The organism is Rathayibacter sp. AY1C4, from assembly GCF_002932195.1.
GTDB lineage: Bacteria > Actinomycetota > Actinomycetes > Actinomycetales > Microbacteriaceae > Rathayibacter.
Genome location: NZ_PSWE01000028.1, coordinates 20,207 through 45,143 on the forward strand (window position 1 = coordinate 20,207; position 24,937 = coordinate 45,143).

The following is a 24,937-nucleotide window of genomic DNA, read 5'->3' on the forward strand; positions in this document are numbered from 1 at the left end:
CGTCGGCGGCATGTCCTTCGAAACGCCCGGCCCCCGGATGGCCGACCTCCCTCCCGAGGAGAGGCCGAGGGAGCGCCTCCGCGCCTACGGACCGGAGGCGCTCACCGACGCCGAGACCCTCGCCGTGCTCATCGGGGCCGGCGTCCGCGGCGCCAACGCGACCGTCGTCGCGCAGCGCCTCCTCGCGCGCTTCGGCGGCATCGACGCCGTCGCCCGGGCCGGGGTGGCCGATCTGATGCGGCACCGCGGAGTCGGTGAGGTCGCCGCCTGCCGCCTGGTCGCCTCCTTCGAGCTGCGGCGGAGGATGAACCGCGCCTCGCGCGCCGCCCGCGTCTCAGACGCCGCCGGCCTGGCCGGGCTCGTCGCTCCGCTGCTGGCCGCCCGGCCGGTCGAGACCGTGCTGGCGGTGGCGCTCGCCGAATCCGGAGCCGTCCGCGACGTCCTGACGCTGGCCGACGGAGCCCCGGCGCACGCCGAGATCCCCGTCGCCGCCGTGCTCGCCGAGGTGCTGGCGCGCGGCGCGGCGGGCATCGGCCTGGCGCACAGCCACGCGGGCGAGGCCGTGGTGCTCCCCTCCGACCGTGCGGCGACGCGGGCGATCGCCGACGGGGCAGAGGCGTGCGGCCTGCGGTTCCTCGCGCACGTCGTGATCGGGCGCGACGGCTGGGCGGAGGCGCAGCCGTGACGTGGCGCAGGGCTGCTGCGGGGCCCCTCCGTTCCGGCAGGACGCCTCCCGCCCGGCGCCGGACCGCCCCCGGCCGCGCCTCGGCTCTCCACCTGGGCCGCGTCGGCGCGCGTTCGTGCAAGCCCCCGCCTCTCCGGCGCCCGCGGCCGGTCGCGGGCGTACCGTGGACGCCGACCCCATCCCCCTCCCGACCAGGAGCACCCATGCGAGCAACACTCATCCACGGCGAGCGCGACATCCGACTCGAGGAGGTCCCCGACCCGCAGCTCTCGACGGGGCGCGACGCGATCGTCCGCGTCACCGCGGCCTGCGTCTGCGGCTCGGACCTGTGGCCCTACCGCGGCGTCACGCCCACCAAGGAGGCGCACCGCATCGGCCACGAGTTCGTCGGCGTCGTCGAGGAGATCGGCGACGACGTGCACGACGTCGCGGTCGGCGACTTCGTGATCGCCCCGTTCTACGTCTGCGACGGCACCTGCGCGAACTGCGCCAACGGCGTCTCCACCTCGTGCCTCACCGGCGGCTGGTGGGGCGCCGAGGTCCGCGAGGAGGGCTTCGCGGACGGCGCCCAGGGCGAGAAGGTGCGCGTGCCCCTCGCCGACGGCACGCTCTTCCGCGTGGGCATCGATCCGGACCCGGCGCTCATCCCCAGCCTGCTCACCCTCGCCGACGTGATGGGGACCGGCCACCACGCCGCGGTCTCGGCCGGCGTCACCGCTGGCTCGACCGTCGCGGTCGTCGGCGACGGCGCGGTCGGCCTCTGCGCCGTCCTGGCGGCCAAGCGCCTCGGCGCGACCACGATCATCGCGATGTCGCGGCACGAGTCGCGGCAGAACCTCGCCCGCCGCTTCGGGGCGACCCACATCGTCGAGACCCGCGGCGACGAGGGCGTCGCGCGCGTCCGCGAGCTGACCGGCGGGATCGGCGCCGACTGCGTGCTCGAGTGCGTCGGCACCAAGGAGTCGATGCAGCAGGCCCTCGACTCCGCCCGCCCCGGCGGGATGGTCGGCTACGTCGGCGTCCCCAACGGAGGCCCCGAGCTGCCCGTCCGCCAGATGTTCGGCTCGAACGTGGGCGTCAACGGCGGAGTCGCGCCGGTCCGCGGCTACATGGCCGAGCTGCTGCCCGACGTGCTCAGCGGCGCGATCGAGCCCGGTCTGGTCTTCGACCTCGAGCTGCCCCTCGAGGAGATCGCCGAGGCGTACGCCGCCATGGACGAGCGCCGCGCGATCAAGACCCTCGTGCGTCCGTAGTCCCGCCGAGGGGCGCCGGCACGGTCGCGAGGAGTAGCCTCCCGCGCATGACCGCGTCAGCCCGCACCGCCGCGACGGCGCCCCTCTTCCACCCCGACCTCGCGCTCGGCCGCTTCCTCCCGCCGATCGTCCTCGGCCCGCGACTGCTGCGCCTCGCCACGCGACGCGCCGCCGAGGGAGGCGAGGCTCCGCCCGACATCGTGGTCGACGACGTCGAGATCCCCGTCGCCGGAGCCGCTCCCGTCCGGGCCCGCAGCTATCGGCCGCGCATCGTCCGCGGTACCGCTCCCGCGCTCCTCTGGGTGCACGGCGGCGGCATGGTGCTCGGCAGCCACCTCCAGGACGAGGCGTCCTGCATCGACTTCGCCCGCACCCTGGGCATCACGGTCGTCTCCGTCGACTACCGCCTCGCGCCCGCGCATCCGGCCCCGGCTGCCGTCGAGGACGTGCTGGCCGCGTTCGACTGGCTCGTCGAGCACGCGCAGGAGCGCGGCGTCGACCCGGCGCGCATCGCCGTCGGAGGCGCGAGCGCGGGCGGCGGCATCGCCGCGGGTGCGACCCTCCTCGCCCACGACCGCGGAGGAGCGCAGCCCGCGTTCCAGCTGCTCGTCTACCCGATGCTCGACGACCGCACCGTCACCCGGCCCGGTCCTCCTCCGCGCGGAGTCCGCGTCTGGACCCCGGGCAGCAACCGCTTCGGCTGGACCGCCTACCTCGCAGGCGAGCCCGGCGGCCCCGGCGTCACGGCCTACGCCGCCCCCGCCCGCCGCGACGACCTCACGGGCCTGCCGCCGGCCTGGATCGGCGTCGGCGGCCTCGACCTCTTCCACGACGAGGACGTCCGCTACGCCGAGCGCCTGCGCGCGGCCGGAGTGCCGTGCGGGCTCGAGATCGTGGAGGGCGCCTTCCACGGCTTCGACGCCCTGTTCCGCCGGACCGGCGTGGCGAAGCGCTTCTGGGCGGCGCAGGCCGCGGCGCTCGGCGAGGCCCTCCTCGCCTGACCTCCGCGTCGACGCGCCGGGCCGATTCCGTCTCCGGCGCTCGGCACTGCGAGGCTGAGGGGCGACGGCCGCCGCCCGCGCGTCATTTGTGCCGTGCCTGCCGCGCATCCCTCTCCGCCCGCCGCCCCGCCCCGCCCCGTCTCCCGGAGGACCCATGGACATCGACCGCCTCGCCACCCGCTACGAGATCGCCCTGCCCGCCTGGATCGGCGACGCCCTCCGCGACGTCCCCGAGGTCCTCCCGAGCCTCGAGGACCGGATGGCCCTCGTGCACGCGCTCGCCGACCGCAACTTCCGCGAGGGGAACGGCGGCCCGTTCGCGGCGATCGTCGTCGAGCGCGACTCCGGTCGTCTCGTCTCGGTCGGAGTGAACGTCGTCCTCGGCAGCGGGGTCTCGTCCGGCCACGCCGAGGTGACGGCGCTCGGTCTCGCGCAGACCGCGCTCGGCACCTGGGACCTCGGCGGCGAGGGCCTCCCCGCGCACGACCTGGTCGTCAACTGGCGCCCGTGCGTGCAGTGCTACGGAGCGACGATGTGGTCGGGGGTGCGCCGCCTGGTCGTCGCGGGCTCCGGCCCCGAGCTCGAGGAGATCAGCACCTTCGACGAGGGGCCGATGCGCGAGGACTGGGCCGCGCAGTTCGAGGCCCGCGGCATCGAGGTCGTCGACGGCGTGCTCCGCGACGAGGCCCTCGACGTGTTCCGCGCCTACCGCGCCTCCGTCGACTCCGGCGAGGTGCTCGTCTACAACGCCCGCGCCGACTCCTGATACCGCGGCGGGTCCGGTCCTCGCATCGGTTCCGCGCCGGACGCACGGGAGCCCCGCCTCAGCGGGGCCCGTGCGGTCCTGAGCTGCCGGCCGCTGGAAGCTGTCAGCGGCGGCTCAGCGCCACCAGTCGTCGAACATCGACAGCGGCACCTGGCGCTTGTGCTCGGTCGCGGCGTACCGCGCCTCGATGGCCTCGGCGACGGCTTGGTCGACCTCGCCGCCCTCGAGGTACGTGTCGAGGTCGGCGTAGGTGAGCCCGAGGTTCGTCTCGTCGGTCTGGCCGGGGTTGTCGTCGAGCAGGTCCGCCGTCGGCGCCTTCTCGTAGAGCCGGGCCGGTGCGTCCAGGTGCTCGAGGAGCGAGCGCCCCTGCCGCTTGGTGAGGCCGGTGAGCGGGAGGACGTCGGCGCCGCCGTCGCCGTACTTCGTGAAGAAGCCGGTGACCGCCTCGGCCGCGTGGTCGGTTCCGACGACGAGCATCCCGGCCTGGCCGGCGATCGCGTACTGCGCGATCATCCGCATCCGCGCCTTCACGTTGCCCTTCACGAAGTCGCTGATCGGCTCGTCGACCGCATCGCCGAATGCTGCGGCCACGCCGTCGACGCCCTGGTGGATGTCGAAGACGACCTGGCGGTCCGGGCGGATGAACGTGAGGGCGAGCTGGGCGTCCTCCTCGTCGGCCTGCACCTTGTACGGCAGGCGGACCGCGATGAAGGAGGCGTCGCCGCCGCTCGCGCGGACCTGCTCGACCGCGAGCTGGCAGAGGCGCCCGGCGAGGCTCGAGTCCTGGCCGCCGCTGATGCCGAGGACGAGGCCCTTCGCGCCGGTGCTGCGGAGGTAGTCGGCGAGGAATCCGCTGCGCCGTTCGACCTCGACGGCCGGATCGACGGCGGGGGAGACGTGGAGCTCGGAGATGATCTGCTGTTGGACGTCGCGCACGGCTTCACGCTACTCCGGATGCTCCCCGGCGGCCCCTCCTCGCCGCGGACGCGCAGGCTCCCGACGCCTCCCCGAAACAGGGTCCGCCCGCCGCGTCCGACTGGCGCGGCGCCTACCCGCGCTCGGCGACGATGCGGGCGATGCGCGCCGGGACGGTGTCGTCCTGGAGGCTCGTCACGTCTCCGAGCGGGCGGCCGTCGCGGATGTCGCCGAGCAGCCGCCGCATGATCTTGCCGGAGCGGGTCTTGGGCAGATCCGGCACCACCACCACGTCGCGCGGCTTGGCGATCGGACCGATCGCGACCGCCACGTGGTCGCGCAGGAGCGCCGAGAGCGTCGTGCCGAGCGCGGCCCAGTAGGCCGGGTCCTCCTCGGCGCGGTCGACGGCCTCGTCGGAGGGGATGACGAACGCCGCGATGGCCTGGCCGGTCGTCGCGTCGGCGACTCCGACGACTCCGGCCTCGCCGACGGCCGGATGGGCGACGAGTGCCGACTCGATCTCGATCGTGGACAGGCGGTGCCCGGAGACGTTGATGACGTCGTCGACGCGGCCGAGCACCCAGACGTCGCCGTCGGCGTCGTACTTCGCGCCGTCCCCCGAGAAGAACCACCCCTGGGACGCGTAGCGGGCCCAGTAGGAGTCGCGGTACCGCTCCGGGTCGCCCCACACGGTCCGGGCGAGCGCCGGCCCGGTCCGGTCGACCACGAGGTAGCCGCCGGAGCCGTTCGGCACCCGCTCGCCGTGCTCGTCCACCACGAGGACGCCGAGCCCGGGCAGGGCTCCGAGCGACGAGCCCGGCTTGAGGGTCGAGACGCCCGGCAGCGGGCACATCACCGCGGCGCCGGTCTCGGACTGCCACCAGGTGTCGACGATCGGGCAGCGACCGCCGCCGATCGCCTCGTGGAACCAGACCCAGGCCTCGGGGTTGATGGACTCGCCGACGGTGCCGAGAAGGCGCAGGCTCGACAGGTCGTACCGGGCGGGCACGCCCTCGGGGAACCAGGTCATCAGCGTCCGGATCAGCGTCGGCGCCGTGTAGTAGACGGTCACCCCGTACCGCTCGATGATCTCGAAGTGCCGGGCGGTGTGCGGGGTGCTCGGGGTGCCCTCGTAGATGACCTGGGTGAGCCCGTTCGAGAGCGGTCCGTAGATCTCGTAGGTGTGGGCGGTGACCCAGGCGAGGTCGGCGGTGCACCAGTGCACGTCGTCCGGCTTCGCGTCGAACACCGCCCAGTGCGTCCAGGAGGCCTGCGTGAGGTAGCCGCCGCTGGTGTGCACCAGCCCCTTGGGCTTCCCGGTCGTGCCGGAGGTGTAGATGATGAACAGCGGCGTCTCGGAGTCGAAGGCCTCGGCCTCGTGGACGTCGCTCTGCGCGTCGACCAGCTCGTGCCACCAGACGTCGCGGCCCGGGGTCCACGGGACGTCGGTCTCATCGGTGCGGCGGACGACGAGGACGTGCTCGATCGACGCGACGCCCTCGACCGCCCGGTCGGCGCTCGCCTTGACCGGCACCGCCGCTCCGCGCCGGAACTGCCCGTCCGTGGTGACCAGGAGCTTCGCGCCGGTGTCCTCCACGCGGAACCGCACCGCCTCGGCGGAGAAGCCGCCGAAGACGAGCGAGTGGATCGCTCCGATCCGCGCGATCGCGAGCGTGATGACGATGGTCTCGGGGATCACCGGGAGATAGACGACGACGCGGTCGCCCTTCCCGATCCCGAGCGCGGTCAGCGCGTTAGCGGCGCGGGAGACCTCGCGCTGGAGCTCGGCGTAGGTGATCGACCGCCGGTCGCCGCGCTCGCCCTCGAAGTGGAGGGCGGTCTTCCCGCCGCGTCCCGCGTCCACGTGGCGGTCGACGCAGTTGACGGCCACGTTCAGCCGTCCGCCCTCGAACCAGGTCGTGCGCGGCACCGAGAGCGAGCCGTCGGGCAGCGGAGCGGCAGGCTCCCAGCTGTGGGCGGTGTGCCACGGCTCCGCCCACTCGAGGCGGCGGGCGGCCTCCTCCCAGAACGCGACCGGATCGGCGGCGGCGCGCGAGTACTCCTCCGCGCCCGCGTTCGCCTGCGCGGCGAAGGCCGCGGGCGGGGGGAACCGGCGGTGCTCGTCGAGCAGGTTGGCGATCGTCCCGCTCACGCTCGGAGCTCCCTCCCCGGCGCTCACGCCCACTTCCTCACGGCGTAGCGCTGGAACACGCCGACGACGGCATCGGTGAGCTTGCCCAGCACGGCCAGCAGGACGATCGCCAGGAACACCCGGTCGATCCGGCCGTTGTTCTGGCTGTCGATGAGGCGGAAGCCGAGGCCCATCGAGGAGGCGATGAGCTCGGAGGCGACCAGGAACAGCCACGACTGGGCGAGCGCGAGGCGCAGCCCGGAGATCACGGAGGGGATCACCGCGGGCAGCTGCACCGTCGTGAAGAGCCGGACGCCCGAGAGGCCGAAGGCGCGGCCCGCCTCGACGAGGTGCCGGTCGACGTGGCCGAGCGCCGTGGCCACCGTGGTGAAGACGGGGAAGAACGCGCCGATCGTGATCAGCGTGATCTTCGACTCCTCGCCGATGCCCATCCAGAGCAGCAGCAGCGGGACCCAGGCCAGCGACGGGACCGCCCGGATCGCGCCGAGCGTCGGTCCGAGGACGACCTCCCAGACGCGGGAGAGCCCGAAGAGTGCGCCGACCACGAGCCCGAGCGCCGAGCCGAGCGCGAACCCGATGAGGACGCGCTGCGTCGAGATGGCGACGTCCTGGCCGAGGTCGCCGCGCTGGGCGAGGTCGACGCCGGCCGCCCAGACCATCGCGGGCGAGGGGAAGACCGCCACCGAGACCATCCCGGTCGTCGTCGCGATCTGCCAAGCGGCGAGCAGCAGCACGGGCAGGATCGCGCCTCCCGCGACGACGAACCACCGTCGCGTGGTGAGCGGGTGGGAGCGGTCCTCGCGGAGGCGGCGCTGGGAGGCCGCGACCGACGGGCCCGCCGTCACGAGTCCGGGCTCACCCGGCATCGGCGCGGACAGCGCGCTCCGGCGCAGCACATCGGCGTCGGTCGCGGTGTCGTCGTCGCGGATCGTCATCGTCGGTCTCCTCGGATCACGGGGTCGGGGGCGGAGGGCCGGACCCTCAGGCGCCGATGGCGCTCGGGTCGGCCGCCGAGGCGTAGGTGTCGTCGAGCAGCGAGTCGAGCGCGTCGTCGACCTGCTGCTGCGAGGCGACGTCGCCGTTCTCGACGAAGATCGGGCCGATCACGGCGAGCACGTCGGTCTGCGCGGAGCCGGGGACGTTGTCGACGTCGAGGTTGCTGCGCTCGGTGATGACCGTCGTCGCCACCGCCACGTCGAGGCCGGCGACGGAGGCGAGGATGCTCGCCGTCTCGTCCTGGTTCTCGAGCGCCCAGGCGCGGGCGTGCTCGTACGCGTTCACGACGGTCTGCGCGAGGTCCGGCTTCTCGGCGAGGAAGCTCTCGGTCGCGTTGAGCAGGCCGTAGGAGTTGAAGTCGACGTTGCGGTAGAGCAGGGTCGCCCCGGCCGCCTCGGCGCCGGCCATGATCGGGTCCAGGCCCGCCCAGGCGTCGACGGAGCCGTTCTGCAGCGCCGCCCAGCCGTCGGCGTGCTGCAGGTTCTGCACCGTCACGTCGCCGATGCCCAGGCCGGCGGCTTCGAGCGCCTGCACCAGGAAGAAGTACGGGTCGGTGCCCTTGGTGGCCGCGATCTGCTTGCCCTCGAGCTGCTCGACCGACGTGATCGCCGAGCCGGCGGGGACGACGAGGGCCGACCACTCCGGCTGCGAGAAGATGTCGATCGTCCTGATCGGCGAGCCGTTCGAGCGGGCGAGCAGTGCGGCCGAGCCGGCGGTGGAGCCGACGTCGATCGCTCCGGCGCGCAGGGCCTCGTTGGCCTTGTTGGAGCCGGCCGACTGCACCCAGGCGACGGTGACCTGCTGCTCGGCGAGGGCGGCCTCGAGCCAGCCCTTCTCCTTGATGACCAGGCTCAGCGGGTTGTACGTCGCGAAGTCGAGCGTGAGCGTGCCGCCCTGAGTTCCTCCGGAGGCGGCGTCGGCGGTCGCGGCCGCCGCTCCTCCTCCGCCCTCGCCCTGCACGCAGCCCGCGAGGAGCGGGACGGCGGCGGCGGTGAGCAGACCGGCGAGAGCGGTGCGGCGGGTGAGCGGGGAGCTGGTGAACGACATGGGGGCCTCGGCTTCGGGGATGCGGTGACAGCGAGTGTGGACGCTGCAGGGGAGGGGCGGTGCGGGGAGGTGCTCGTGCGGTGGAGAGCGGGAGGAGGAGGCGGCTGGGGAGGGAGGTCGTGCCGCCCGGACCGTGCCGCCCGGGTGGAGGGACGCGGGTCGATCCGCCCGGGGTCAGTGCCGCTCGATGCCCAGCCCCGCGAGGAGCTCGGCCCGGTGCTCGGCGAGCTCCGCCGAGCCGCGGTCGCGGGGCCGCGCGCCGGGGACGGTGACGATCCGCTGGATGCGCGAGACGCCTCCGGGCTCGTCGCGCCCGAGGAGCACGATGCGGTCGGCCAGCTGGAGGGCCTCGTCGACGTCGTGGGTGACGAGCAGGATCGTCGCCGGAGCCGCCGCGTGCACGTCGAGCAGCAGGTCCTGCATCCGCAGGCGGGTCAGCGCGTCGAGCGCCCCGAAGGGCTCGTCCAGGAGGAGCACGCCGGGGTTCCGGGCGAGGGCGCGGGCGAGGGAGGCGCGCTGGGCCATGCCTCCGGACACCTCGCGGGGCCGCGAGCGGGCGTGCGCGGTGAGGCCGACCAGCGAGAGCAGCTCGTCGACGGCGGCGCGGGCGGCCGGGCGCGGGGTGCCGCGCGGCAGTCCGAGCGCGACATTGTCGGCGATGCTCCGCCAGGGCAGCAGCCGCGGCTCCTGGAACGCCACCGCGCAGCGCGGGTCGATGCCGGAGACGGGGGCGCCGTCGATGAGGACGGACCCCTCGGAGGCGGTGTCCAGGCCCGCCGCGATGCGCAGCAGCGTCGACTTGCCGCAGCCGCTCGGGCCGAGGATCGCGATGACCTCGCCCGCGGCGGCCTCGAGCGTCACGTCCGTCAGTACGGGGGACCCGGGCGCGAAGGTGCGGCCGACCCCCTCGAAGCGCACGGGGAACGCCGACTGGCCGAGCTCGGCGTCGAAGGCCAGGCTCGTGCGGACGGCGGGGGTGGCGGGCATGTCTCTCCGGGCAGCGGGACGGGCGGGCGGATCGTCCGATCGTACGGAGAGGCTCCCGGCGGCACAGCGGGGACCGACACGGGGAGTAACACAGGGGGTGGGACGCGGAAGGCCTCCCCGGTCCGCGGACGGGGGAGGCCTTCCGTCGGAGGGCTACGCCTGGACGAGCACGAGCTCCTCGAGGGGCAGGCGGGTGCGCGGCGCGGTCTCGCGCTCGCGGAGGGTCTCGTTCGCCAGCGCGTCGGCGTCGGCCGCGACTCCCACCGCGGCGATCGTCACCGGGTCGAAGCGCTCGTCGACGCTGAACGCGGCGCGGACGGCGTCCTTGTCGAAGCCGGCCATCTGGTGCACGTGCAGGCCCTCGTGGTGCGCCTGGACGCTGAGGTGGGCGATCGACTGGCCGAGGTCGTAGACGGCCCAGGGGCGCGGCTTCCCCTCGGAGTCGACGGTCTCGGCCAGCGCGACGACCAGGACGGCGGCGGAGCCGGCCCAGGCGCCGTTGAAGCCGGCGAGCGTCGCGACGATGCGGTCGAACCCGTCGGTTCCGCGGCGGGCGACGATGAAGCGCCACGGCTGCGAGTTGCTGGCGGACGGGGACCAGCGCGCGGCCTCGAGGAGGGACGCGAGGGTCTCGTCGGAGACGGTCGCGGACGCGTCGTAGGAGCGGGGGCTCCAGCGCTCCGCGAGGACGTCGAGGATCGGGGCGCTGGTGCTGGCGGTGCGGGAGGCGGTGGCGGACATCGCGGGGCTTCTTCCGTGCGGGGGACTGGGGGAGGGGCTCCGTCGCCCGTGGAGCCCAACCGTCCCCGCCCCGCGGGCATTCCCGCGCGTGCACGGCAGGCGCCCGCGCGCGCGTTCGCCCACGGAGGAGCGGGCCGCCTCCGAGCCCCGGAACGGTACGGTGGGAGACGGCGTGGTCACCCCGCGCACCACCATCCACGACTCTGGAGGATCATCCATGGCCCAGCACTTCGACGTCGTCGTCCTGGGGGCAGGCCCCGGCGGATACGTGGCCGCGATCCGCGCCGCCCAGCTCGGCAAGTCCGTCGCCGTCGTCGAGAAGCAGTACTGGGGCGGTGTCTGCCTCAACGTCGGCTGCATCCCGTCCAAGGCGCTGCTGCGCAACGCGGAGCTCGCCCACCTCTTCCACACCCAGGCGAAGCAGTTCGGCATCTCGGGCGACGTCTCGTTCGACTTCGGCGCGGCGTTCGACCGCAGCCGCTCGGTCGCGGACGGCCGCACCAAGGGCGTCCACTTCCTGATGAAGAAGAACAAGATCGCCGAGTTCGACGGCGTCGGCTCCTTCACCGGCCCGCAGGGCCTCGACGTGCAGCTGAGCAAGGGCGGCACGGAGTCGCTGACCTTCGACGACGCGATCATCGCGACCGGCGCGAGCGTCCGCCTCCTGCCCGGCGTCGAGCTCTCCGAGAACGTCGTCACCTACGAGACCCAGATCATGACCCGCGAGCTCCCCGACACGATGGCCATCGTGGGCGCGGGCGCGATCGGCATGGAGTTCGCCTACGTCCTCAAGAACTACGGCGTCGACGTGACGATCATCGAGTTCATGGACCGCGCCCTCCCCAACGAGGACCCGGACGTCTCCAAGGAGATCCAGAAGCAGTACAAGAAGCTCGGCGTCGAGATCCTGACCTCGACCAAGGTCGAGTCGGTCGTCGACAAGGACGGCTACGTCACGGTCACCTACACCGCGAAGGACGGCACGCAGTCGACCCTCGAGGTCGACAAGGTGCTCATGTCGATCGGCTGGGTCCCCCGCACCGAGGGCTTCGGCCTCGAGAAGACGGGCGTCGAGCTCACCGAGCGCGGCGCGATCGCGATCGACGACCACATGCGCACCAACGTGCCGCACATCTACGCCATCGGCGACGTCACCGCGAAGCTCCAGCTCGCGCACGTCGCGGAGGCGCAGGGCGTCGTCGCCGCCGAGACCCTCGCCGGTGCCGAGACCCAGACCCTGGGCGACTACCGGATGATGCCGCGCGCGACGTTCTGCCAGCCGCAGATCGCCTCCTTCGGCCTCACCGAGAAGCAGGCGACGGACGAGGGACACGAGATCACCGTCTCGACCTTCCCCTTCATGGCGAACGGCAAGGCCCACGGCCTCGGCGAGCCCACCGGCTTCGTGAAGCTCATCGCGAGCAAGAAGTACGGCGAGCTCCTCGGCGCCCACATGATCGGTCCGGACGTCTCGGAGCTGCTCCCCGAGCTCACGCTCGCCCAGAAGTGGGACCTCACCGCGACCGAGCTGGCCCGCAACGTGCACACCCACCCGACGCTGTCGGAGGCGCTGCAGGAGGGCTTCCACGGCCTCAAGGGGCACATGATCAACATGTAGGGCTCGTCCCTCCACGGCCTCCGGCCCGCAGGATCCCGCTCGGCTCGTCCGCGGCGGATCCGGCGGGCCGGAGTCGTCTCCGGGGGCGTCCACAGGGCTCCGGCGCCGCTCCCGCTACCGTGGCCCGATGGATCCGCGCCTGCTCGACCGCCTCGCCGCCGACGCCTGGCCCGCGCTCGTGCGGCGCCCCCTCGGCCCATGGGAGCTGCGCGCCTCCTCGGGGGTCACCAAGCGCGCGAACTCGGTGCTCGCGTCCGGCGACGTCGTCGACCAGGGGGCGGCCCTCGACACGGCGGAGGCGTTCGCCCGCGAGCACGGGATCGCACCCCTCGTGCAGATCGGACCGCCGAGCCCCGCCGGTCTGACCGGGCTGCTCGCCGAGCGGGGCGCCGCGCCGATCGACCGGACGCTCGTGCTGACGGGTTCGGTGCAGGAGGCGCTCGCCGCCCTGTCCACGACGTCGGGGTCCGCGCCGTCGAGGCCAGTGCCGCCGAGGCCCGCGCCGCAGCCTCGCGTCCGCCTCGCCCCGGCTCCCGACGAGGACTGGCTCGCCCTCTGGTGGTCGGTGGACGGTCGCGGTGGAGCGGAGGAGCGCGCGGTCGCCGAGCGCATCCTCGCGGGCTGCCCCTCCTCCTACGCGCTCGCCGTCGACGGGGACGGCCCGGCCGCGACCGGCCGCCTCGCGCTCGTCACGGCGCCGGACGGCGAGCTCTGGGGCGGCCTCTTCGCGCTGGCGACCCGGCCGGACGCCCGGCGCCGCGGGCTCGCCTCCGCCGTGATCCGCGCCCTCCTCGAGGACGCGTCCGGCCGGGGCGTCGCGCGCTTCTGGCTCCAGGTGCTCGCCGAGAACGTCGGCGCCCGCCGCCTCTACGCGTCCCTCGGCTGCCGCGAGTCGTCCTGGTACGAGTACTGGCGCTGACCCGCTCGCGGAGGAGGAGCGGGGTGCCCGGGTCAGGCGTTCGCGAGCACGGCGCGGGCGACGGCCTCGGCCTTCGCCGCGTCGCCGGTGACGGTCACGCGCCACCACACGTCGTCGGCGAGCGCGTCGATCTCGCAGACGCCCGCCGCGCAGCCGGTGAGGGCCTTCTCGCCGAAGCCGTCGAGCGGCTCGAGCGGGATCGCCAGGCCCGAGGTCAGCGAGAGGTTCCGCCAGCCGTCGTCGCCGTTCGGGAGCGCGTCGACCGTCACGCCCGAGTAGGCGGCGCTGGAGGCGTCGCTCCAGCTGCAGGAGGCGTACCCGGCCCGGGCGGCGGCAGCGGCCGACGCGGTGGTCGGCGTCCCGGTCCCCGTCCCCGCGGTCGCCTGCGCGAGACCGGCGGCACCGGACAGCTGCTCGGCCGTCAGGACCTCGGTGCAGACGGGCGCCGTCGCGGTGACCGGCTCGTCGAGGGTGCCGAGCGCGGCGGAGGCGGTGCCGGTCGCCAGCGCGGCGAGGTCGACGGCCGCGGGGGCGCCGCGCAGCTGCAGCGTCACCCAGGTGGCGCCGGCGAGCAGGTCCAGGTCGCAGCTGCCGTCGGTGCAGGAGCCGTAGGCCTCGACGGCGGTCTCGAGGCGCGGGCCCGGACGGCCGGCGAAGGCCTCGGCGGCGTCGTCGACCGCGGCCGCGGTGATCGAGGCGTCCTCGTCGTACCAGGCGCAGCGGAGCACTCCGCCGTTCTCCTCCGCGGCCTCGCGGATCAGCTCGCCCGAGGAGCGCGTCGTCACCTCGCGGCTGCCCTCGAGAGCGCTGCGGGAGACCCCCAGCGCCGAGGCCGCCCGCGTGGCGGGGAGGAGGGAGTCGCAGCCCAGGCGGGTCGAGGCCGTGGGCGTGGGCGAGGGCGTCGGAGTCGCGGAGGGAGTCGGAGCGGCGGTCTCGGACGCCGACGGGTTGGCCGCGACGTCCGAGCGCTCGGCCGACGTGCAGCCCGTCAGCGCGACGAGAACGGCGAGCGCGGCGCCGACCGTCGCCAGGCGCGGGAGGCGGGCCCTCACGCGGCCAGCTCGCGCTCGATCGCGGCCGTGAACGCGTCGATGTCGTCCTCCGTCGTGTCGAAGGAGCAGACCCAGCGGACCTCGCCGGTCGCCGGGTTCCAGTCGTAGAAGCGGTAGGCGGCGCGGAGCCGGTCCGCGACTCCGGGCGGCAGCGTCGCGAACACCGCGTTGGCCTGGGTCTGCTGCGTGAACTCGAGCCCGGTGATCCGGCCGGCGGCGATCGCCTCCTCGAGCCCCGAGCGCAGGCGCGCCGCCATGGCGTTCGCGTGCCGGGCCGAGCGGAGCCACAGGGGCTCCTCCTCGCCGCCGTCGCCGAGCAGGGCGAGCAGCTGCGCCGAGATGAAGCGCATCTTGGAGGACAGCTGCATGTTGGTCTTGCGGAGGAAGGTCAGCCCGGTCGAGGCCGCCGGGTCGAGCACGACGATCGCCTCGCCGAGCAGGATGCCGTTCTTGGTGCCGCCGAACGAGAGCACGTCGACGCCTGCGTCGGTCGTGAAGGAGCGCAGGGGCAGGCCGAGGGCGGCCGCGGCGTTCGCGATGCGCGCCCCGTCCATGTGCAGCCGCATGCCGAGGCCGTGCGCGTGGTCGGCGAGCGCGCGCACCTCCTCCGGGGTGTAGACGGTGCCGAGCTCGGAGGACTGGGTGATCGAGACCACGAGCGGCTGGGCGCGGTGCTCGTCGCCGAAGCCCCACGCCTCCTGGTCGACCAGCGCCGGGGTCAGCTTGCCGTCGGGCGTGGGGACCGTGAGGATCTTGATCCCGCCGACCTTCTCGGGCGCTCCGCCCTCGTCGGAGGTGATGTGCGCGGTGCCCGCCGAGACGACGGCGCCCCACCGGGGCAGCATCGACTGCAGGCCGGTGACGTTGGCGCCCGTGCCGTTGAAGACGGGGAAGGCCTGGGCCTGCTCGCCGAACTCGCGGCGGAACGCCTCCTGCAGGCGCTCGGTGTAGACGTCCTCGCCGTAGGCGATCTGGTGCGCTCCGTTGGCCGCGGCGATCGCGGCGAGGACCTCGTCGTGCACTCCGGAGTAGTTGTCGGAGGCGAAGCCGCGGACGTCGGGATCGTGCAGAGCGCTCATCCCTCCATCTTCGCAGCCCGCCGCCCGGAGGAGCCCCGGAGGCGCCCGCCGAGACACCCCTCCTGCCTCCCGCATGTTTCGGGCAGGTGAAAGGACGACGACCCGAAAGCCGATCTCCGTCAAGAAGTTGGTATCGGCTGGGAGGCAGGCCACTCTTGACGTATGCGCATGGACACGACGGGAGCTGTCCGCGACATGCCCGCCCCTCCCGGGGTGGACGAGATCGCGGCTCGCTTCGGCGATCCCGTCCTCGCGTTCGCGCCCCAGCCGAGGCTGGAGGAGTTCGCCGCGGCGCAGACGATGGCGCTCGGCCGCTTCGTCGAGATCTCGCTCTCGTACTCGTTCTACAAGAACCCGCGCAACCGCGCCGACCCCGTCAACCACGTCCCGCTGTCCCCCGAGCAGAAGCGCGCGATCGAGCGCGCCGAGAACGACCACCTGCCGCCGTGGATGGTCGACCAGGTGACGCGGATGCGGTACCCGGTGCTCTGGGAGGCGGTCCGCACCTCCGTGCCGATCCCCGCCGAGCGCAGCCGGCCCCTGGAGTCCCGCCTCGCGGCCCATATGGGCGACGTGCTCCGCAACACCTTCCCGGGCCGCGTGCGCAGCCGCCGCGGCGGGATGCCGGTGGTCGCCGCCGCCCTCCGCGACGAGGACGTCGTGCGGGGCGTCCCGGTGATCGTGGACGGGGAGGCGCTGCGCGGCTACCGCGTGGACACCGATCCGGACGTGGTCGCGATCGGCGCCCGCGTCGACGGCCGCTACATGACGGTCGTGCTCGACCGGAAGATCGTGCCGGAGATCCGGATGGAGTTCGTCCGCCGCACCCCGCCGCGCCCGGCCTCGAGCCAGTCCCGGCGCTGACCGCCCGGCCGACCGCTCAGGGGCGCCCCGGTACCGCGATCCCGTGCTCGTAGGCGAACACGACCGCCTGGATCCGGTCGCGCACGCCGAGCTTCATCAGGATCTTCGAGACGTGCGTCTTCACGGTCGCCTCGCCCACGAACAGCTCGGCCGCGATCTCGGCGTTCGACCAGCCCCGCGCCAGGTGCACGAGCACCTCCCGCTCGCGGTCCGTCAGGTCGGCCACTCCGGAGTGCTCGGCCGCGGCCGGCGTGTGCTCGGGCACGGACGCGAACCGCTCGATCACGCGCCGGGTGACGTCGGGGGCGAGCATCGCGTCGCCGCGGGCGACCACCTGCACGGCCTCGACCAGCTCCTCCGGCGACGCGTTCTTGAGCAGGAACCCGCTGGCGCCGGCCGAGAGCGCCTCGAAGAGGTAGTCGTCGCGGTCGAAGGTGGTGAGGATGAGCACCCGCGAGCACAGGCGCGGGTCGGCCACGATCTCGCGGGTCGCGGCCAGGCCGTCGAGGCCGGGCATCTGCACGTCCATGCAGATCACGTCGGGGCGCAGCTCGGAGGCGCGCTGCAGGGCCTCGAGACCGGTGCGGGCCTCGCCGACCACCTCGATCCCCGGCTCCGACTCGAGGATGATGCGGAAGCCCACGCGGACGAGCTCCTGGTCGTCGACGAGCAGCACGCGCACGTGCTCGGTCATGGGCGGCCCCCGCTCGCTCGCTCCTGACGCCCCCGCGACGTCTCCGACGACGGTACCGGGTCGTCGGCGTCCGGCACGCTCGCCCGGACGGGGGACAGCGGCACCCGGGCGTGCACGAGGTAGCCTCCGCCCCTCGGCCCCATCTCGATCCAGCCGCCGACCGCGGCCGCGCGCTCGCTCATGCCGGTGTGCCCCAGTCCGCAGGAGGCGGGAGCGCTCGGGTGCGGGCCGGACCCGCCGTCGTCGGCGATCTCGAGCTCGACCGCGTCGGGGGCGTAGCGGAGGCGCACCTCGGCGTGCGCGCCGCGCCCCGCGTGCTTGCGGACGTTCGTGAGCGACTCCTGCGCGATGCGGTAGAGGCTGAGCCCCACCGTCGCGGGGATCTCGCGGGGCGTGCCGAGGGTGAGGAAGACGGTGGGCAGGCCCGACCCGCTGGACGCCGCGACCAGCTCCTCGAGCTGGGCCACCCCGCGGGTGGACGCGGCGTCGGTGAGCGGATTCGGGACCGCGTCCTCGGCGCGCAGCGCGACCAGGATGCGGTGCAGCTCCTCGATCGCCGAGCGCGCGTCGCCCTCGATGGCGCTGAGCGATGCCGCCGCCCGCTCCGGATCCCGCGCCAGCACCCGCCGCGCCGCTCCCGCCTGCACGCCCATCACGCTGACGTGGTGCGCGACCACGTCGTGCAGCTCGCGCGCGATCCGCAGCCGCTCGGAGGACACGGCCTGCCGCGAGGAGCGCTCCCGCTCGTCGTCGAGCTCGGCCGTGCGCGTCTCGAGCGCCTCCAGCCGGCGGGCCGACTGCCACGACGCCTCGCCGAAGACGTAGGCGCTGCCGAAGTAGAGCAGGTTCGACACGACCGCGAGGGCCGACTCCGCCGCGTAGGGCGAGAGCAGGCCGGGGGAGTCGTCGACCGGCACGGAGCTGCCGAAGTACTCGCCCGTGGCGAGGGTGGTGAGCAGCCAGCCCAGCATCCCGACCGCGATCGCCACTCGGACGACGAGCGCCGTGCGCCGGTTCCGGCCCCACGCGCCGACCGTGTAGAGCGCGAGGAACAGGCAGATCTGGCCGAAGAGCGACTCCGGCACCTGGAGCACGATCCCGAGCGCGTAGACGACGGAGAGCCCGGCCGCCACGCTCGCGGGGAACCGGCGGCGCAGCGCGAGGGGAAGGGTCATCAGGACGGCCCAGTGGGCGCTGACGACGGGGTGCGCCGCGTCCGGGAAGCCCGCCGAGGAGTACAGCGCGACGGAGACGATCGTCGCCACCAGCAGGATCCCCGCGGTGACCGCATCGCGCACGTATCCGGCCCGGCTCGGCGCTCGCCGGATCCAGCCCGCGTCGAGCGGGTCCGCGGCTCCGTCACCTGAGGGCATGCGCCCCACGCTAACCGACGCCGGTCGGACGGGGCCCCGGGAGGCGGAGGAGCGCACCCCGCCACCTCCCGGGCGCGACGTCAGTCCCGGCCGGTGATGCCCCGGGTCGAGGCGATGACGTCGCCCATCTTCTTCCCGAGGGCCTCGTAGAACATCGACAGCGGGAACTCGTCGTCCAGCACCGCGTCGGTGAGCCCGCGCGGGGCGCCGAGCAGCACCTCGTCCGGGAGCCCGCGGGCCCAGGCGGAGGCGGGGTGCGGAGCGAGAGTGGCCGCGATCAGCTCGTGCGCGGCCAGCCAGTGCGCCGTCTTCGGCCGGTCGATCGATCGCCAGTAGAGCTCGTCGATGGCGTCCGAGAGGGCGACGACCACGTCGGCGACGCCGTCCCACTCGAACGCCAGCCGGGTGTCGGTCCAGTGCAGGACGCCGTGCTGGTGCAGCCAGGCGAAGAGCAGCTGGCCGCCGAGGCCGTCGTAGTTGCGCACCCGCGACCCGGTGAGCGGGAAGCGGAAGAGCCGGTCGAACAGGATCGCGTACTGCACGAAGCGCGAGCGCTCGGCCAGCGCCTCCTCCTCGTCGTCGCGGCGGTCGAGCGCGCCGAGGCGGCGCTCGATGGCGACGGCCTCGCGGAAGGCGGTGAGGTCGCACCGCAGCTCCTCCAGCGAGTAGAGGAAGAAGGGCATCCGCTGCTTGATCATGAACGGGTCGAACGGCAGGTCGCCGCGCATGTGGGTGCGGTCGTGGATGAGGTCCCACATCACGAAGGACTCCTCCGCCAGGCGCTGGTCGGCCAGCAGGCGCTGCGCGTCCTCCGGGAGCTCGAGACGGGTGATCCGGGCCGCCTCCGTGACGACGCGGCGGAACCGGGCCGCCTCGCGGTCGGCGAAGATCGCGCCCCAGGTGAAGGACGGGACGGAGCGCATCGCGACCGTCTCGGGGAACAGCACGGCGCTGTCGGTGTCGTAGCCGGCGGTGAAGTCGACGAAGCGCACGGGCACGAAGAGGGCGTTAGAGTAGTCGCCCGCCTCCAGCTCGGCGACGAACCGCGGCCAGACGACCTCGACGAGGACGGCCTCGACGTGGCGGTCGCGGCTGCCGTTCTGGGTGTACATGGGGAAGACGACGAGGTGGCGGCGGCCGTCGACGCGCTCGAGCTGCGGCTGGAACGCGGTGAGCGAGTCGAGGAAGTCGGGCAGGCCGAGTCCGCCGGCGCTCCAGCGCTCGAGGTCGACGACCAGCGCGTCGAGGTACGCGGCGTCGTGCGGGAACGCGGGGGCGAGGGTGCGGACGCCGGCGACGATCCGCTCGACGAGGGTGCGCGCCTCCTCGAGCCACTCGGGCTCGGCGAGCGAGCCGTCCTGGGACTGGAGCGGCTGCAGCGCGGCGGCGGCCGCCTTCAGGTCGAGCCAGGCGGCGGAGTCCTCCACGCGGTCCTCGACGACCTCGGGTTCTCCGACGACGGTGCTCTGCACGGCTTGCGACATGGTGATCCTCCTCACGCTGGTGATACGGGGCTGCAGGAGCGGAACGCGCTCCGACTCCGAGCGTATGGGCTCGTGCGCGCGCTTTTCTTGCGTCTCAGCGGAGCGAAGCGGCGATCTCGCGGGGGCGGGCGCACGTCTCCGCCGCCCCTCTCCGGCCCCGCGGTCAGCGGTTGCCCAGGTGTTGTGCAGGCGCCACCCCCCGTCCGGGGCTACATTCCTCACCGCTTCCGTTTCCCTCCCCTCATCGGGTCGAAGATGGGGCGACACCGTGTCCGCATCCCGAGTGCGGAGACATCCGATCGGACAGGCGCGCCGAACACCCTGGCGGCGCGCTCGATCGGCGAGCCATCCTGAGAGAGAGGATCGGAGCGCGTGACGGGACCCGAACCCGGAAGCGACCAGAGAACAGCCAGCATCGACCACCACCCCGAGAACCTCCGCCTGCTCCCCTGGCCGCAGGCGGACGCCTCCGTCCTGCGCGACACCCTCGCGCACGCGGGCGGCGGACTCGAGAGCGAGAGCGAGATCCTCGTGCGCCACGACCGCTACCTGCGCGGTTGGGCGGACGGCGACGCGTTCTTCTACGTGGTCGAGCTGGACGGACTCTCCGTCGGCTCCATCGGCTATTGGTACGGCTGCTCGCGCGGCGTCGTCGCCTACGAGGCGGCGTGGAGCATCGCTCCGCACGCCCGCGGCATCACCGCGGACTCCGTGCGGATGCTGCTCGAGGAGGCGGCGGCGTTCCCCGTGCCCCGCTTCGTGCACGCCTTCGTGGCGGAGAGCGACCTGGACGCGGGCGCGACCTGCGTCGAGGCCGGCTTCGACCGGATCGACCTCGTCGAGCAGGGCGAACCGCCGGAGCTCTACGTGGACTGGGCGTTCGACCTGGCCGCCGTGGCCTGATCAGATCCCGTGGCGCTCCAGCCACGGCCGCAGCACCGCGAGGAACTCCTCGGGGTGCTCGAGGCCGGGCAGGTGCGCCGCGTCCTCGAGCACGTGCAGCTCGGCACCGCCCACCTCGGCGGCGAGGTGCTCGCAGACCGGCAGCGACTCGGAGAGGTCGTGCGCGCCCGCCACGACGAGGGTCGGCACGGCGATCTCCCCGAGCCGCTCGCCCGCCGGCCCGGAGGGATCGATCGGGCGGGGGGCCTCCGCCTCGTGGCCGACGCCCGTGAGCGCGAGCTCCCGGACCCGCGCGAGGAACTCCGGAGCCACGTCGTCCGCGTAGCGGTCGGGACCCACGGCCCAGAGCTCCGCCTCGACGATCGCCGCGGCCTCCCGCTCGCCCGCGAGCTCCAGCGCCTCGACCTCCCCGAAGCGCCGCTCCTCCTCCGCCGTCAGCGCGGGGTAGTCGAAGCCCGCCAGGCCCGGCGCGATCACGACCAGGCCGGTCACCCGCTCCGGATGCTCGAGCGCCAGGTCGAGCGCGAGCGTCCCGCCCCGCGAGCAGCCGACGACCACCGCGCGCTCGACCCCGAGGTGGTCGAGCACGTCCAGGGCGTCCCGGCGCGGGTCGTACTCCACGTCCTCCGTGCTCGTTCCGCCCGCGCCGCGGACGTCGTAGCGGACCACCAGCCGGTCGCGCGAGAGGTCGGGGACGAGCGGGTCCCACATCCGCAGGTCGGCGATGCCCGCGTGCACGAGCAGCAGGGCGGGCGCGGAGGCGTGGCCGTCCGCCTCCCAGTAGAGGCTCGCGCCGGGGACCTCGAGATGCGGCATGCCGCACACCGTAGGCGCGTCCCGCCGGCGCTGCAACGCCCGGCCACTGCCTAGGGTGGAGGCGCGACAGCGGACGGGCCGCGGCGGGGAGGCGGCGGCGTGGAGGGCGTGCTCACCGGCTTCTCGATCATCGGGGTCGTCATCGCGGTCGGCTACCTGATCGCGCGGTTCCGGATCGTCCCGCCCGAGAGCCGGCTGATCCTGTCGCGGATCGCCTTCTTCGTCACGACGCCGGCGCTGCTGTTCACCGTGCTGTCGCGGGCCGACGTCTCCGTCCTCTTCTCCTCGTTCCTGCTCGTCTCGCTCCTGACGGTGCTGACCGTCGCCCTGCTCTACGTGCTGGCCTCGCGGCTGCTCTTCCCCCGCCCGCTGCCGGAGACGGTGGTCGGGACCGCGGCCTCCTCCTACGTCAACGCCAACAACATCGGGCTGCCGGTCGCCATCTACGTGCTGGGCGATCCGCAGTGGGTGGCCCCGACGCTCCTCCTGCAGCTGATCGTCCTCGCGCCGACGATCCTGACGCTGCTCGACGTCTCGACGAGCGGGCGGACCTCGGTCGGCGCGATCCTCACGCAGCCGCTGCGGAACCCGATGATCATCGCCTCCGCCCTCGGCCTCGTCGTCGCACTCACCGGCGTCGAGCTGCCCGCGCCCGTGCTGCAGCCGTTCTCGATCATCGGCAACGCATCGATCCCGCTGGTGCTGATCGCCTTCGGGATGTCGCTGCGCGGGCAGCGGCCGCTGGAGGCGGGGCCGGCGCGGGTCGAGGTGGTCGTCGCCTCCGTCCTCAAGTCGCTGGTGATGCCGGCGGTCGCGCTGCTGCTGGGGCGCTTCGCGTTCCACCTCGACTCCGAGCACCTCTTCGTGGTGACGGTGACCGCCGCGCTGCCGACCGCGCAGAACATCTTCACCTTCGCCTCGCGCTACGACCGGGGCGTCGCCGTCGCCCGCGACACGGCCCTCGTGACCACGGTCGCCGCGGTGCCCGTGCTCATCGGGGTGTCCCTCCTGCTGGGCTGAGCGGAGCAGCATCCCGCCTCCCGCTCGGTCCCGGCGGAGGCGCCGGACGGCCCGCGCATCCGCATCGCGTGTCCCTCGTCCTGGGACGGGGCCGGTGGCGCGGGCCCGGTCGCACTCCGCCGACCGTCGCTTAGGCTCTCTCGAATGAGCACCACCACGTCCGCCGACCGCTCCACCCGCGGCAGGCCGCGCCGCCGTCGCGGCCTCTGGATCACGCTGATCGTCCTCCTGGTCCTGCTGATCGGCGCCGTCGTCGCGGTGCTCCTCGGCGTGCGCACCTACGACAAGGCGATGACCGTCCGCGACAAGCTGACCGAGGCGATCCCGCTGGTGTCGCAGGTGACGGACAGGCTGACGACGTTCGACACCTCCGGGGCGGAGGAGACCGCGGGCCGGATCGCGACCCTCACCGGCGAGGCGCGCGACGAGACCGAGGACCCGGTGTGGCGGGTGATGGAGGTGGTGCCCGTCCTCGGGCCGAACCTGTCCGCGGTCCGCGCCGCGACCGAGATCGCCGACGACGTCTCCGGCCGGATCGTCACGCCGCTCTCCACGACCTCGCTCGACATCCTCAAGCCCGTCGACGGCAGGGTCGACCTCGCGGCGATCACCGAGCTCTCGCAGAAGATCACCGTCGCCAAGGAGGTCGTCGACGCGGCGCAGACCCGCGTCGAGGGCATCGACCGCGGCCCGCTGGTGCCGCAGGTCGCCTCGGCCCTCGACTCCTTCACTCCGCAGCTGGCCACCGCGACCGCGGCGATGGAGCAGGTCGAGCCGCTCACCGCGATCCTCCCCGACTCCCTCGGAGCGTCCGGCCCGCGCCACTACCTGGTGATGTTCCAGAACCTGGCGGAGTCGCAGGCTCTGGGCGGCGGCGCGTCGTCGGTGATGCAGCTCGACGTCGACGGCGGCGCGATCTCGATCGGCCGTCAGCTGGGCAGCGGCGACTTCCGCGGTCTGGCGCCCGTCACCGTCGACCAGAGCGCGCTCGACACCATCGGCGAGAACATGGCGACGACCTTCAACGTCTCGACCAGCCGCCCCGACTTCCCGACGGCCGCCTCGATCGCCTCCCAGTTCTGGGCGCAGAAGTTCCCCGAGCAGAGGATCGACGGCGTCCTCGCGATCGACCCCGTCGCCCTCTCCTACCTCCTCGGCTCGACCGGGCCGGTGACCCTCACCGACGGCACGGTCCTCACGAGCGAGAACACCGTCTCGACCCTGCTCAACGAGGTCTACTTCCGCTACCCGGAGTCGGTCGTGGCCGAGCGCACCGACGAGTTCTTCTCGGAGGCGAGCGCGACGGTCCTGGGGAAGATCCTCGGCGGGGAGATGGAGCCCACGAAGATGCTCCCGGCGATCGTGAAGGCGGTCGACGAGAGCCGCATCCTCGCCTACAGCTCCGACGCCGACGAGCAGGCGCTCCTCGCGCCCACGCCGATCGCGGGGGTCCTGCCGCAGACGACGACCGACGGCACGACCACCGGAGTGTTCTTCCAGGACGCCTCGGGCGGCTCGAAGATGGACTACTACCTGAGCACGGCGGTCACGCAGTCGAGCGCGGGCCGGTGCGCCGCCTCCGGCGCGGTCTTCACCACCTCCGTCACCGTGACCAACACGATCTCGAAGGCGGTCGCTCGGACGCTGCCCGGCTACGTCGCCGCGGCCGGCGGGCGCGGTGCGTACCCCCTGGGCGACTTCGTCACCAACATCTACGTCTACGGCCCTCCCGGGACCACGGTGTCGAGCGCGGCCTGGGCCGACGGCACGGGCTACGGACCCGAGAGCCTCGACGACCTCGGCCGTCCCGTCTCGAAGGTCGCCGTGCAGCTCTCGCCCGGCCAGTCCGAGACGTTCGACGTGCAGTTCAGCGCCGGCGACGCCTCCGGCTTCGGCGACCAGACCGTGCGGGTGACTCCGATGATCAACCCCACCGCGGTCACGCTGAACGACGAGCCCGCCTGCGGCTGACCGCGCGATCGCGCCCCGAGCACGCCGACCGCTGACGCGCCCCCGGGTCGGTGCTGGACCAGCGCCGACCGGTCCGACCGCTGACGCGCCCCCCGGGTAAGTGCTAGACCAGCGCCGAACCGGGGATCGAGCTCGTCACGAGCGAGGAGGCGAGGAACGCGGTGGCGATGCAGAGCACGAACCCGATGACCGGCACGAGGAACGCGCGACGGCCCACGAGGTAGCGCACGACCGTCACGGCCACGGCGATCAGCGTCAGCGCGGGCGGCCCGATCAGCGCGATCGAGACGCCCCAGTCGATCCGGTCGAAGTCGCAGGCGAAGTTCTGGCCCTCGCACTGCGCGGGGAAGACCGAGAGGATCGCGGCGAGGTAGCCGAGCACGATCGTGAGCAGGCCGAGGGCGAGGCAGCCGAGGATCGAGAGCACGAGGTCCCAGCGGCGTCGGCGCGGCTTCCCGGCGGCGATGATCTCGCCCACCGAGCGGTAGGCGTCGGACCGGAACTCGTCGTGCGCGGCTCCGGGGCGGGCGCCGAAGTAGACGGCTCCGATCGCCGCGGCGACCTGCACGACGCAGACGCCGAGCATGGTCATGCCGGTTCC

The 24,937-nt window shown here is 73.7% G+C and carries 23 protein-coding genes; 10 read left to right on the forward strand and 13 right to left on the reverse strand.

What is annotated here, in order from left to right; all coding sequences use genetic code 11:
• Positions 1-10 precede the first annotated feature (10 nt).
• The 4 genes from C5C99_RS13420 to C5C99_RS13435 all read left to right on the forward strand — a co-directional run bounded on the left by C5C99_RS13420 (position 11) and on the right by C5C99_RS13435 (position 3,705).
• Positions 11-685, forward strand: coding sequence for a RadC family protein (locus tag C5C99_RS13420; RefSeq protein ID WP_146085515.1), 675 nt, complete (start codon positions 11-13; stop codon positions 683-685).
• A 203-nt stretch (positions 686-888) separates the two neighbouring features.
• Positions 889-1,938: a zinc-dependent alcohol dehydrogenase family protein gene (locus C5C99_RS13425; RefSeq protein ID WP_104222823.1), complete on the forward strand. Its 1,050-nt coding sequence runs from the start codon at positions 889-891 to the stop codon at positions 1,936-1,938.
• Positions 1,939-1,985: 47 nt separating this feature from the next.
• Positions 1,986-2,939, forward strand: coding sequence for an alpha/beta hydrolase (locus tag C5C99_RS13430; protein ID WP_104260961.1), 954 nt, complete (start codon positions 1,986-1,988; stop codon positions 2,937-2,939).
• A 154-nt stretch (positions 2,940-3,093) separates the two neighbouring features.
• Entirely contained in the window at positions 3,094-3,705 is a 612-nt protein-coding gene (locus C5C99_RS13435) for a nucleoside deaminase (RefSeq protein ID WP_181027247.1), read from the forward strand.
• Positions 3,706-3,819: 114 nt separating this feature from the next.
• On the opposite strand, the gene nadE is transcribed toward C5C99_RS13435, so the two are convergent.
• The 6 genes from nadE to C5C99_RS13465 all read right to left on the reverse strand — a co-directional run bounded on the left by nadE (position 3,820) and on the right by C5C99_RS13465 (position 10,543).
• Complete coding sequence (nadE, locus tag C5C99_RS13440) at positions 3,820-4,641, reverse strand: ammonia-dependent NAD(+) synthetase (protein WP_104225736.1); 822 nt, start codon at positions 4,639-4,641, stop codon at positions 3,820-3,822.
• Between the two features lie 112 nt (positions 4,642-4,753).
• Positions 4,754-6,772 carry an acetate--CoA ligase gene (acs, locus tag C5C99_RS13445; RefSeq protein WP_104225883.1) on the reverse strand — a complete coding sequence of 673 codons (2,019 nt, stop codon included), beginning with the start codon at positions 6,770-6,772 and terminating at the stop codon, positions 4,754-4,756.
• A 23-nt stretch (positions 6,773-6,795) separates the two neighbouring features.
• The gene (locus tag C5C99_RS13450; protein ID WP_244229541.1) at positions 6,796-7,707 is read right to left on the reverse strand and encodes an ABC transporter permease; all 912 of its coding nucleotides are present in this window, start codon (positions 7,705-7,707) and stop codon (positions 6,796-6,798) included.
• Positions 7,708-7,753: 46 nt separating this feature from the next.
• Positions 7,754-8,815, reverse strand: coding sequence for an aliphatic sulfonate ABC transporter substrate-binding protein (locus C5C99_RS13455; protein WP_104225735.1), 1,062 nt, complete (start codon positions 8,813-8,815; stop codon positions 7,754-7,756).
• A 174-nt stretch (positions 8,816-8,989) separates the two neighbouring features.
• Positions 8,990-9,802, reverse strand: coding sequence for an ABC transporter ATP-binding protein (locus C5C99_RS13460; protein ID WP_104340233.1), 813 nt, complete (start codon positions 9,800-9,802; stop codon positions 8,990-8,992).
• Between the two features lie 153 nt (positions 9,803-9,955).
• Entirely contained in the window at positions 9,956-10,543 is a 588-nt protein-coding gene (locus C5C99_RS13465; RefSeq protein WP_104340234.1) for a nitroreductase family protein, read from the reverse strand.
• A 217-nt stretch (positions 10,544-10,760) separates the two neighbouring features.
• On the opposite strand from C5C99_RS13465, the gene lpdA reads away from it, so the two are divergent.
• The gene (gene lpdA, locus C5C99_RS13470; protein ID WP_104222818.1) at positions 10,761-12,161 is read left to right on the forward strand and encodes a dihydrolipoyl dehydrogenase; all 1,401 of its coding nucleotides are present in this window, start codon (positions 10,761-10,763) and stop codon (positions 12,159-12,161) included.
• A gap of 127 nt (positions 12,162-12,288) precedes the next feature.
• Positions 12,289-13,080 carry a GNAT family N-acetyltransferase gene (locus tag C5C99_RS13475; protein ID WP_104340235.1) on the forward strand — a complete coding sequence of 264 codons (792 nt, stop codon included), beginning with the start codon at positions 12,289-12,291 and terminating at the stop codon, positions 13,078-13,080.
• 32 nt (positions 13,081-13,112) lie between these two features.
• On the opposite strand, the gene C5C99_RS17195 is transcribed toward C5C99_RS13475, so the two are convergent.
• Positions 13,113-14,132, reverse strand: a complete 1,020-nt coding sequence (locus tag C5C99_RS17195; RefSeq protein WP_181074609.1) for a hypothetical protein — start codon at positions 14,130-14,132, stop codon at positions 13,113-13,115.
• Entirely contained in the window at positions 14,129-15,211 is a 1,083-nt protein-coding gene (locus C5C99_RS13485) for a low specificity L-threonine aldolase (protein WP_104222816.1), read from the reverse strand. Before C5C99_RS13485 ends, C5C99_RS17195 begins: the two co-directional genes overlap by 4 nt.
• A 168-nt stretch (positions 15,212-15,379) precedes the next feature.
• Here C5C99_RS13485 and C5C99_RS13490 point away from each other — a divergent pair, with 168 nt between their 5' ends.
• Positions 15,380-16,075 carry a hypothetical protein gene (locus C5C99_RS13490; RefSeq protein ID WP_104317757.1) on the forward strand — a complete coding sequence of 232 codons (696 nt, stop codon included), beginning with the start codon at positions 15,380-15,382 and terminating at the stop codon, positions 16,073-16,075.
• A gap of 16 nt (positions 16,076-16,091) precedes the next feature.
• On the opposite strand, the gene C5C99_RS13495 is transcribed toward C5C99_RS13490, so the two are convergent.
• From C5C99_RS13495 to C5C99_RS13505, 3 genes are all read right to left on the reverse strand, one after another.
• Positions 16,092-16,769, reverse strand: coding sequence for a response regulator transcription factor (locus C5C99_RS13495; protein WP_104250690.1), 678 nt, complete (start codon positions 16,767-16,769; stop codon positions 16,092-16,094).
• On the reverse strand, positions 16,766-18,142 hold the full coding sequence (locus C5C99_RS13500) for a sensor histidine kinase (RefSeq protein WP_104260958.1): 1,377 nt from the start codon (positions 18,140-18,142) through the stop codon (positions 16,766-16,768). Before C5C99_RS13500 ends, C5C99_RS13495 begins: the two co-directional genes overlap by 4 nt.
• 80 nt (positions 18,143-18,222) lie before the next feature.
• Positions 18,223-19,626 (reverse strand): DUF6421 family protein, encoded by a 1,404-nt coding sequence (locus tag C5C99_RS13505; protein WP_104340236.1) that lies wholly within the window; start codon positions 19,624-19,626, stop codon positions 18,223-18,225.
• A gap of 372 nt (positions 19,627-19,998) precedes the next feature.
• Between C5C99_RS13505 and C5C99_RS13510 the strand changes: the two genes are divergently transcribed.
• Complete coding sequence (locus C5C99_RS13510; RefSeq protein WP_104260956.1) at positions 19,999-20,529, forward strand: hypothetical protein; 531 nt, start codon at positions 19,999-20,001, stop codon at positions 20,527-20,529.
• Here C5C99_RS13510 and C5C99_RS13515 read toward each other — a convergent pair whose 3' ends face one another.
• Positions 20,530-21,345, reverse strand: coding sequence for an alpha/beta fold hydrolase (locus C5C99_RS13515; protein ID WP_104340237.1), 816 nt, complete (start codon positions 21,343-21,345; stop codon positions 20,530-20,532). It lies immediately after the preceding gene.
• 99 nt (positions 21,346-21,444) lie between these two features.
• Here C5C99_RS13515 and C5C99_RS13520 point away from each other — a divergent pair, with 99 nt between their 5' ends.
• Both C5C99_RS13520 and C5C99_RS13525 read left to right on the forward strand, forming a co-directional pair.
• Complete coding sequence (locus tag C5C99_RS13520) at positions 21,445-22,365, forward strand: AEC family transporter (RefSeq protein WP_104340238.1); 921 nt, start codon at positions 21,445-21,447, stop codon at positions 22,363-22,365.
• Between the two features lie 144 nt (positions 22,366-22,509).
• A complete protein-coding gene (locus C5C99_RS13525) occupies positions 22,510-24,336 on the forward strand; it encodes a DUF4012 domain-containing protein (protein ID WP_104288814.1) in 1,827 nt (608 codons plus the stop codon).
• A gap of 103 nt (positions 24,337-24,439) precedes the next feature.
• Here the strand turns inward: C5C99_RS13525 and C5C99_RS17200 are convergent.
• A partial coding sequence (locus tag C5C99_RS17200; RefSeq protein ID WP_181074610.1) for a hypothetical protein occupies positions 24,440-24,937 on the reverse strand: 498 nt, incomplete at its 5' end.

What these genes read in the sequence shown, in the direction of transcription:
- C5C99_RS13515 (WP_104340237.1), bottom strand. Translation starts at nt 21,345, where the DNA reads ATGCCGCATCTCGAGGTCCCCGGCGCGAGCCTCTACTGGGAGGCGGAC.
- C5C99_RS13525 (WP_104288814.1), top strand. Translation starts at nt 22,510, where the DNA reads ATGAGCACCACCACGTCCGCCGACCGCTCCACCCGCGGCAGGCCGCGC.
- C5C99_RS13465 (WP_104340234.1), bottom strand. Translation starts at nt 10,543, where the DNA reads ATGTCCGCCACCGCCTCCCGCACCGCCAGCACCAGCGCCCCGATCCTC.
- C5C99_RS13425 (WP_104222823.1), top strand. Translation starts at nt 889, where the DNA reads ATGCGAGCAACACTCATCCACGGCGAGCGCGACATCCGACTCGAGGAG.
- C5C99_RS13450 (WP_244229541.1), bottom strand. Translation starts at nt 7,707, where the DNA reads ATGACGATCCGCGACGACGACACCGCGACCGACGCCGATGTGCTGCGC.
- C5C99_RS13505 (WP_104340236.1), bottom strand. Translation starts at nt 19,626, where the DNA reads ATGTCGCAAGCCGTGCAGAGCACCGTCGTCGGAGAACCCGAGGTCGTC.
- C5C99_RS13475 (WP_104340235.1), top strand. Translation starts at nt 12,289, where the DNA reads ATGGATCCGCGCCTGCTCGACCGCCTCGCCGCCGACGCCTGGCCCGCG.
- C5C99_RS13490 (WP_104317757.1), top strand. Translation starts at nt 15,380, where the DNA reads ATGGACACGACGGGAGCTGTCCGCGACATGCCCGCCCCTCCCGGGGTG.
- C5C99_RS13495 (WP_104250690.1), bottom strand. Translation starts at nt 16,769, where the DNA reads ATGACCGAGCACGTGCGCGTGCTGCTCGTCGACGACCAGGAGCTCGTC.
- C5C99_RS13430 (WP_104260961.1), top strand. Translation starts at nt 1,986, where the DNA reads ATGACCGCGTCAGCCCGCACCGCCGCGACGGCGCCCCTCTTCCACCCC.
- C5C99_RS13435 (WP_181027247.1), top strand. Translation starts at nt 3,094, where the DNA reads ATGGACATCGACCGCCTCGCCACCCGCTACGAGATCGCCCTGCCCGCC.
- C5C99_RS13500 (WP_104260958.1), bottom strand. Translation starts at nt 18,142, where the DNA reads ATGCCCTCAGGTGACGGAGCCGCGGACCCGCTCGACGCGGGCTGGATC.
- C5C99_RS13455 (WP_104225735.1), bottom strand. Translation starts at nt 8,815, where the DNA reads ATGTCGTTCACCAGCTCCCCGCTCACCCGCCGCACCGCTCTCGCCGGT.
- lpdA (WP_104222818.1), top strand. Translation starts at nt 10,761, where the DNA reads ATGGCCCAGCACTTCGACGTCGTCGTCCTGGGGGCAGGCCCCGGCGGA.
- C5C99_RS13460 (WP_104340233.1), bottom strand. Translation starts at nt 9,802, where the DNA reads ATGCCCGCCACCCCCGCCGTCCGCACGAGCCTGGCCTTCGACGCCGAG.
- C5C99_RS13485 (WP_104222816.1), bottom strand. Translation starts at nt 15,211, where the DNA reads ATGAGCGCTCTGCACGATCCCGACGTCCGCGGCTTCGCCTCCGACAAC.
- C5C99_RS13420 (WP_146085515.1), top strand. Translation starts at nt 11, where the DNA reads ATGTCCTTCGAAACGCCCGGCCCCCGGATGGCCGACCTCCCTCCCGAG.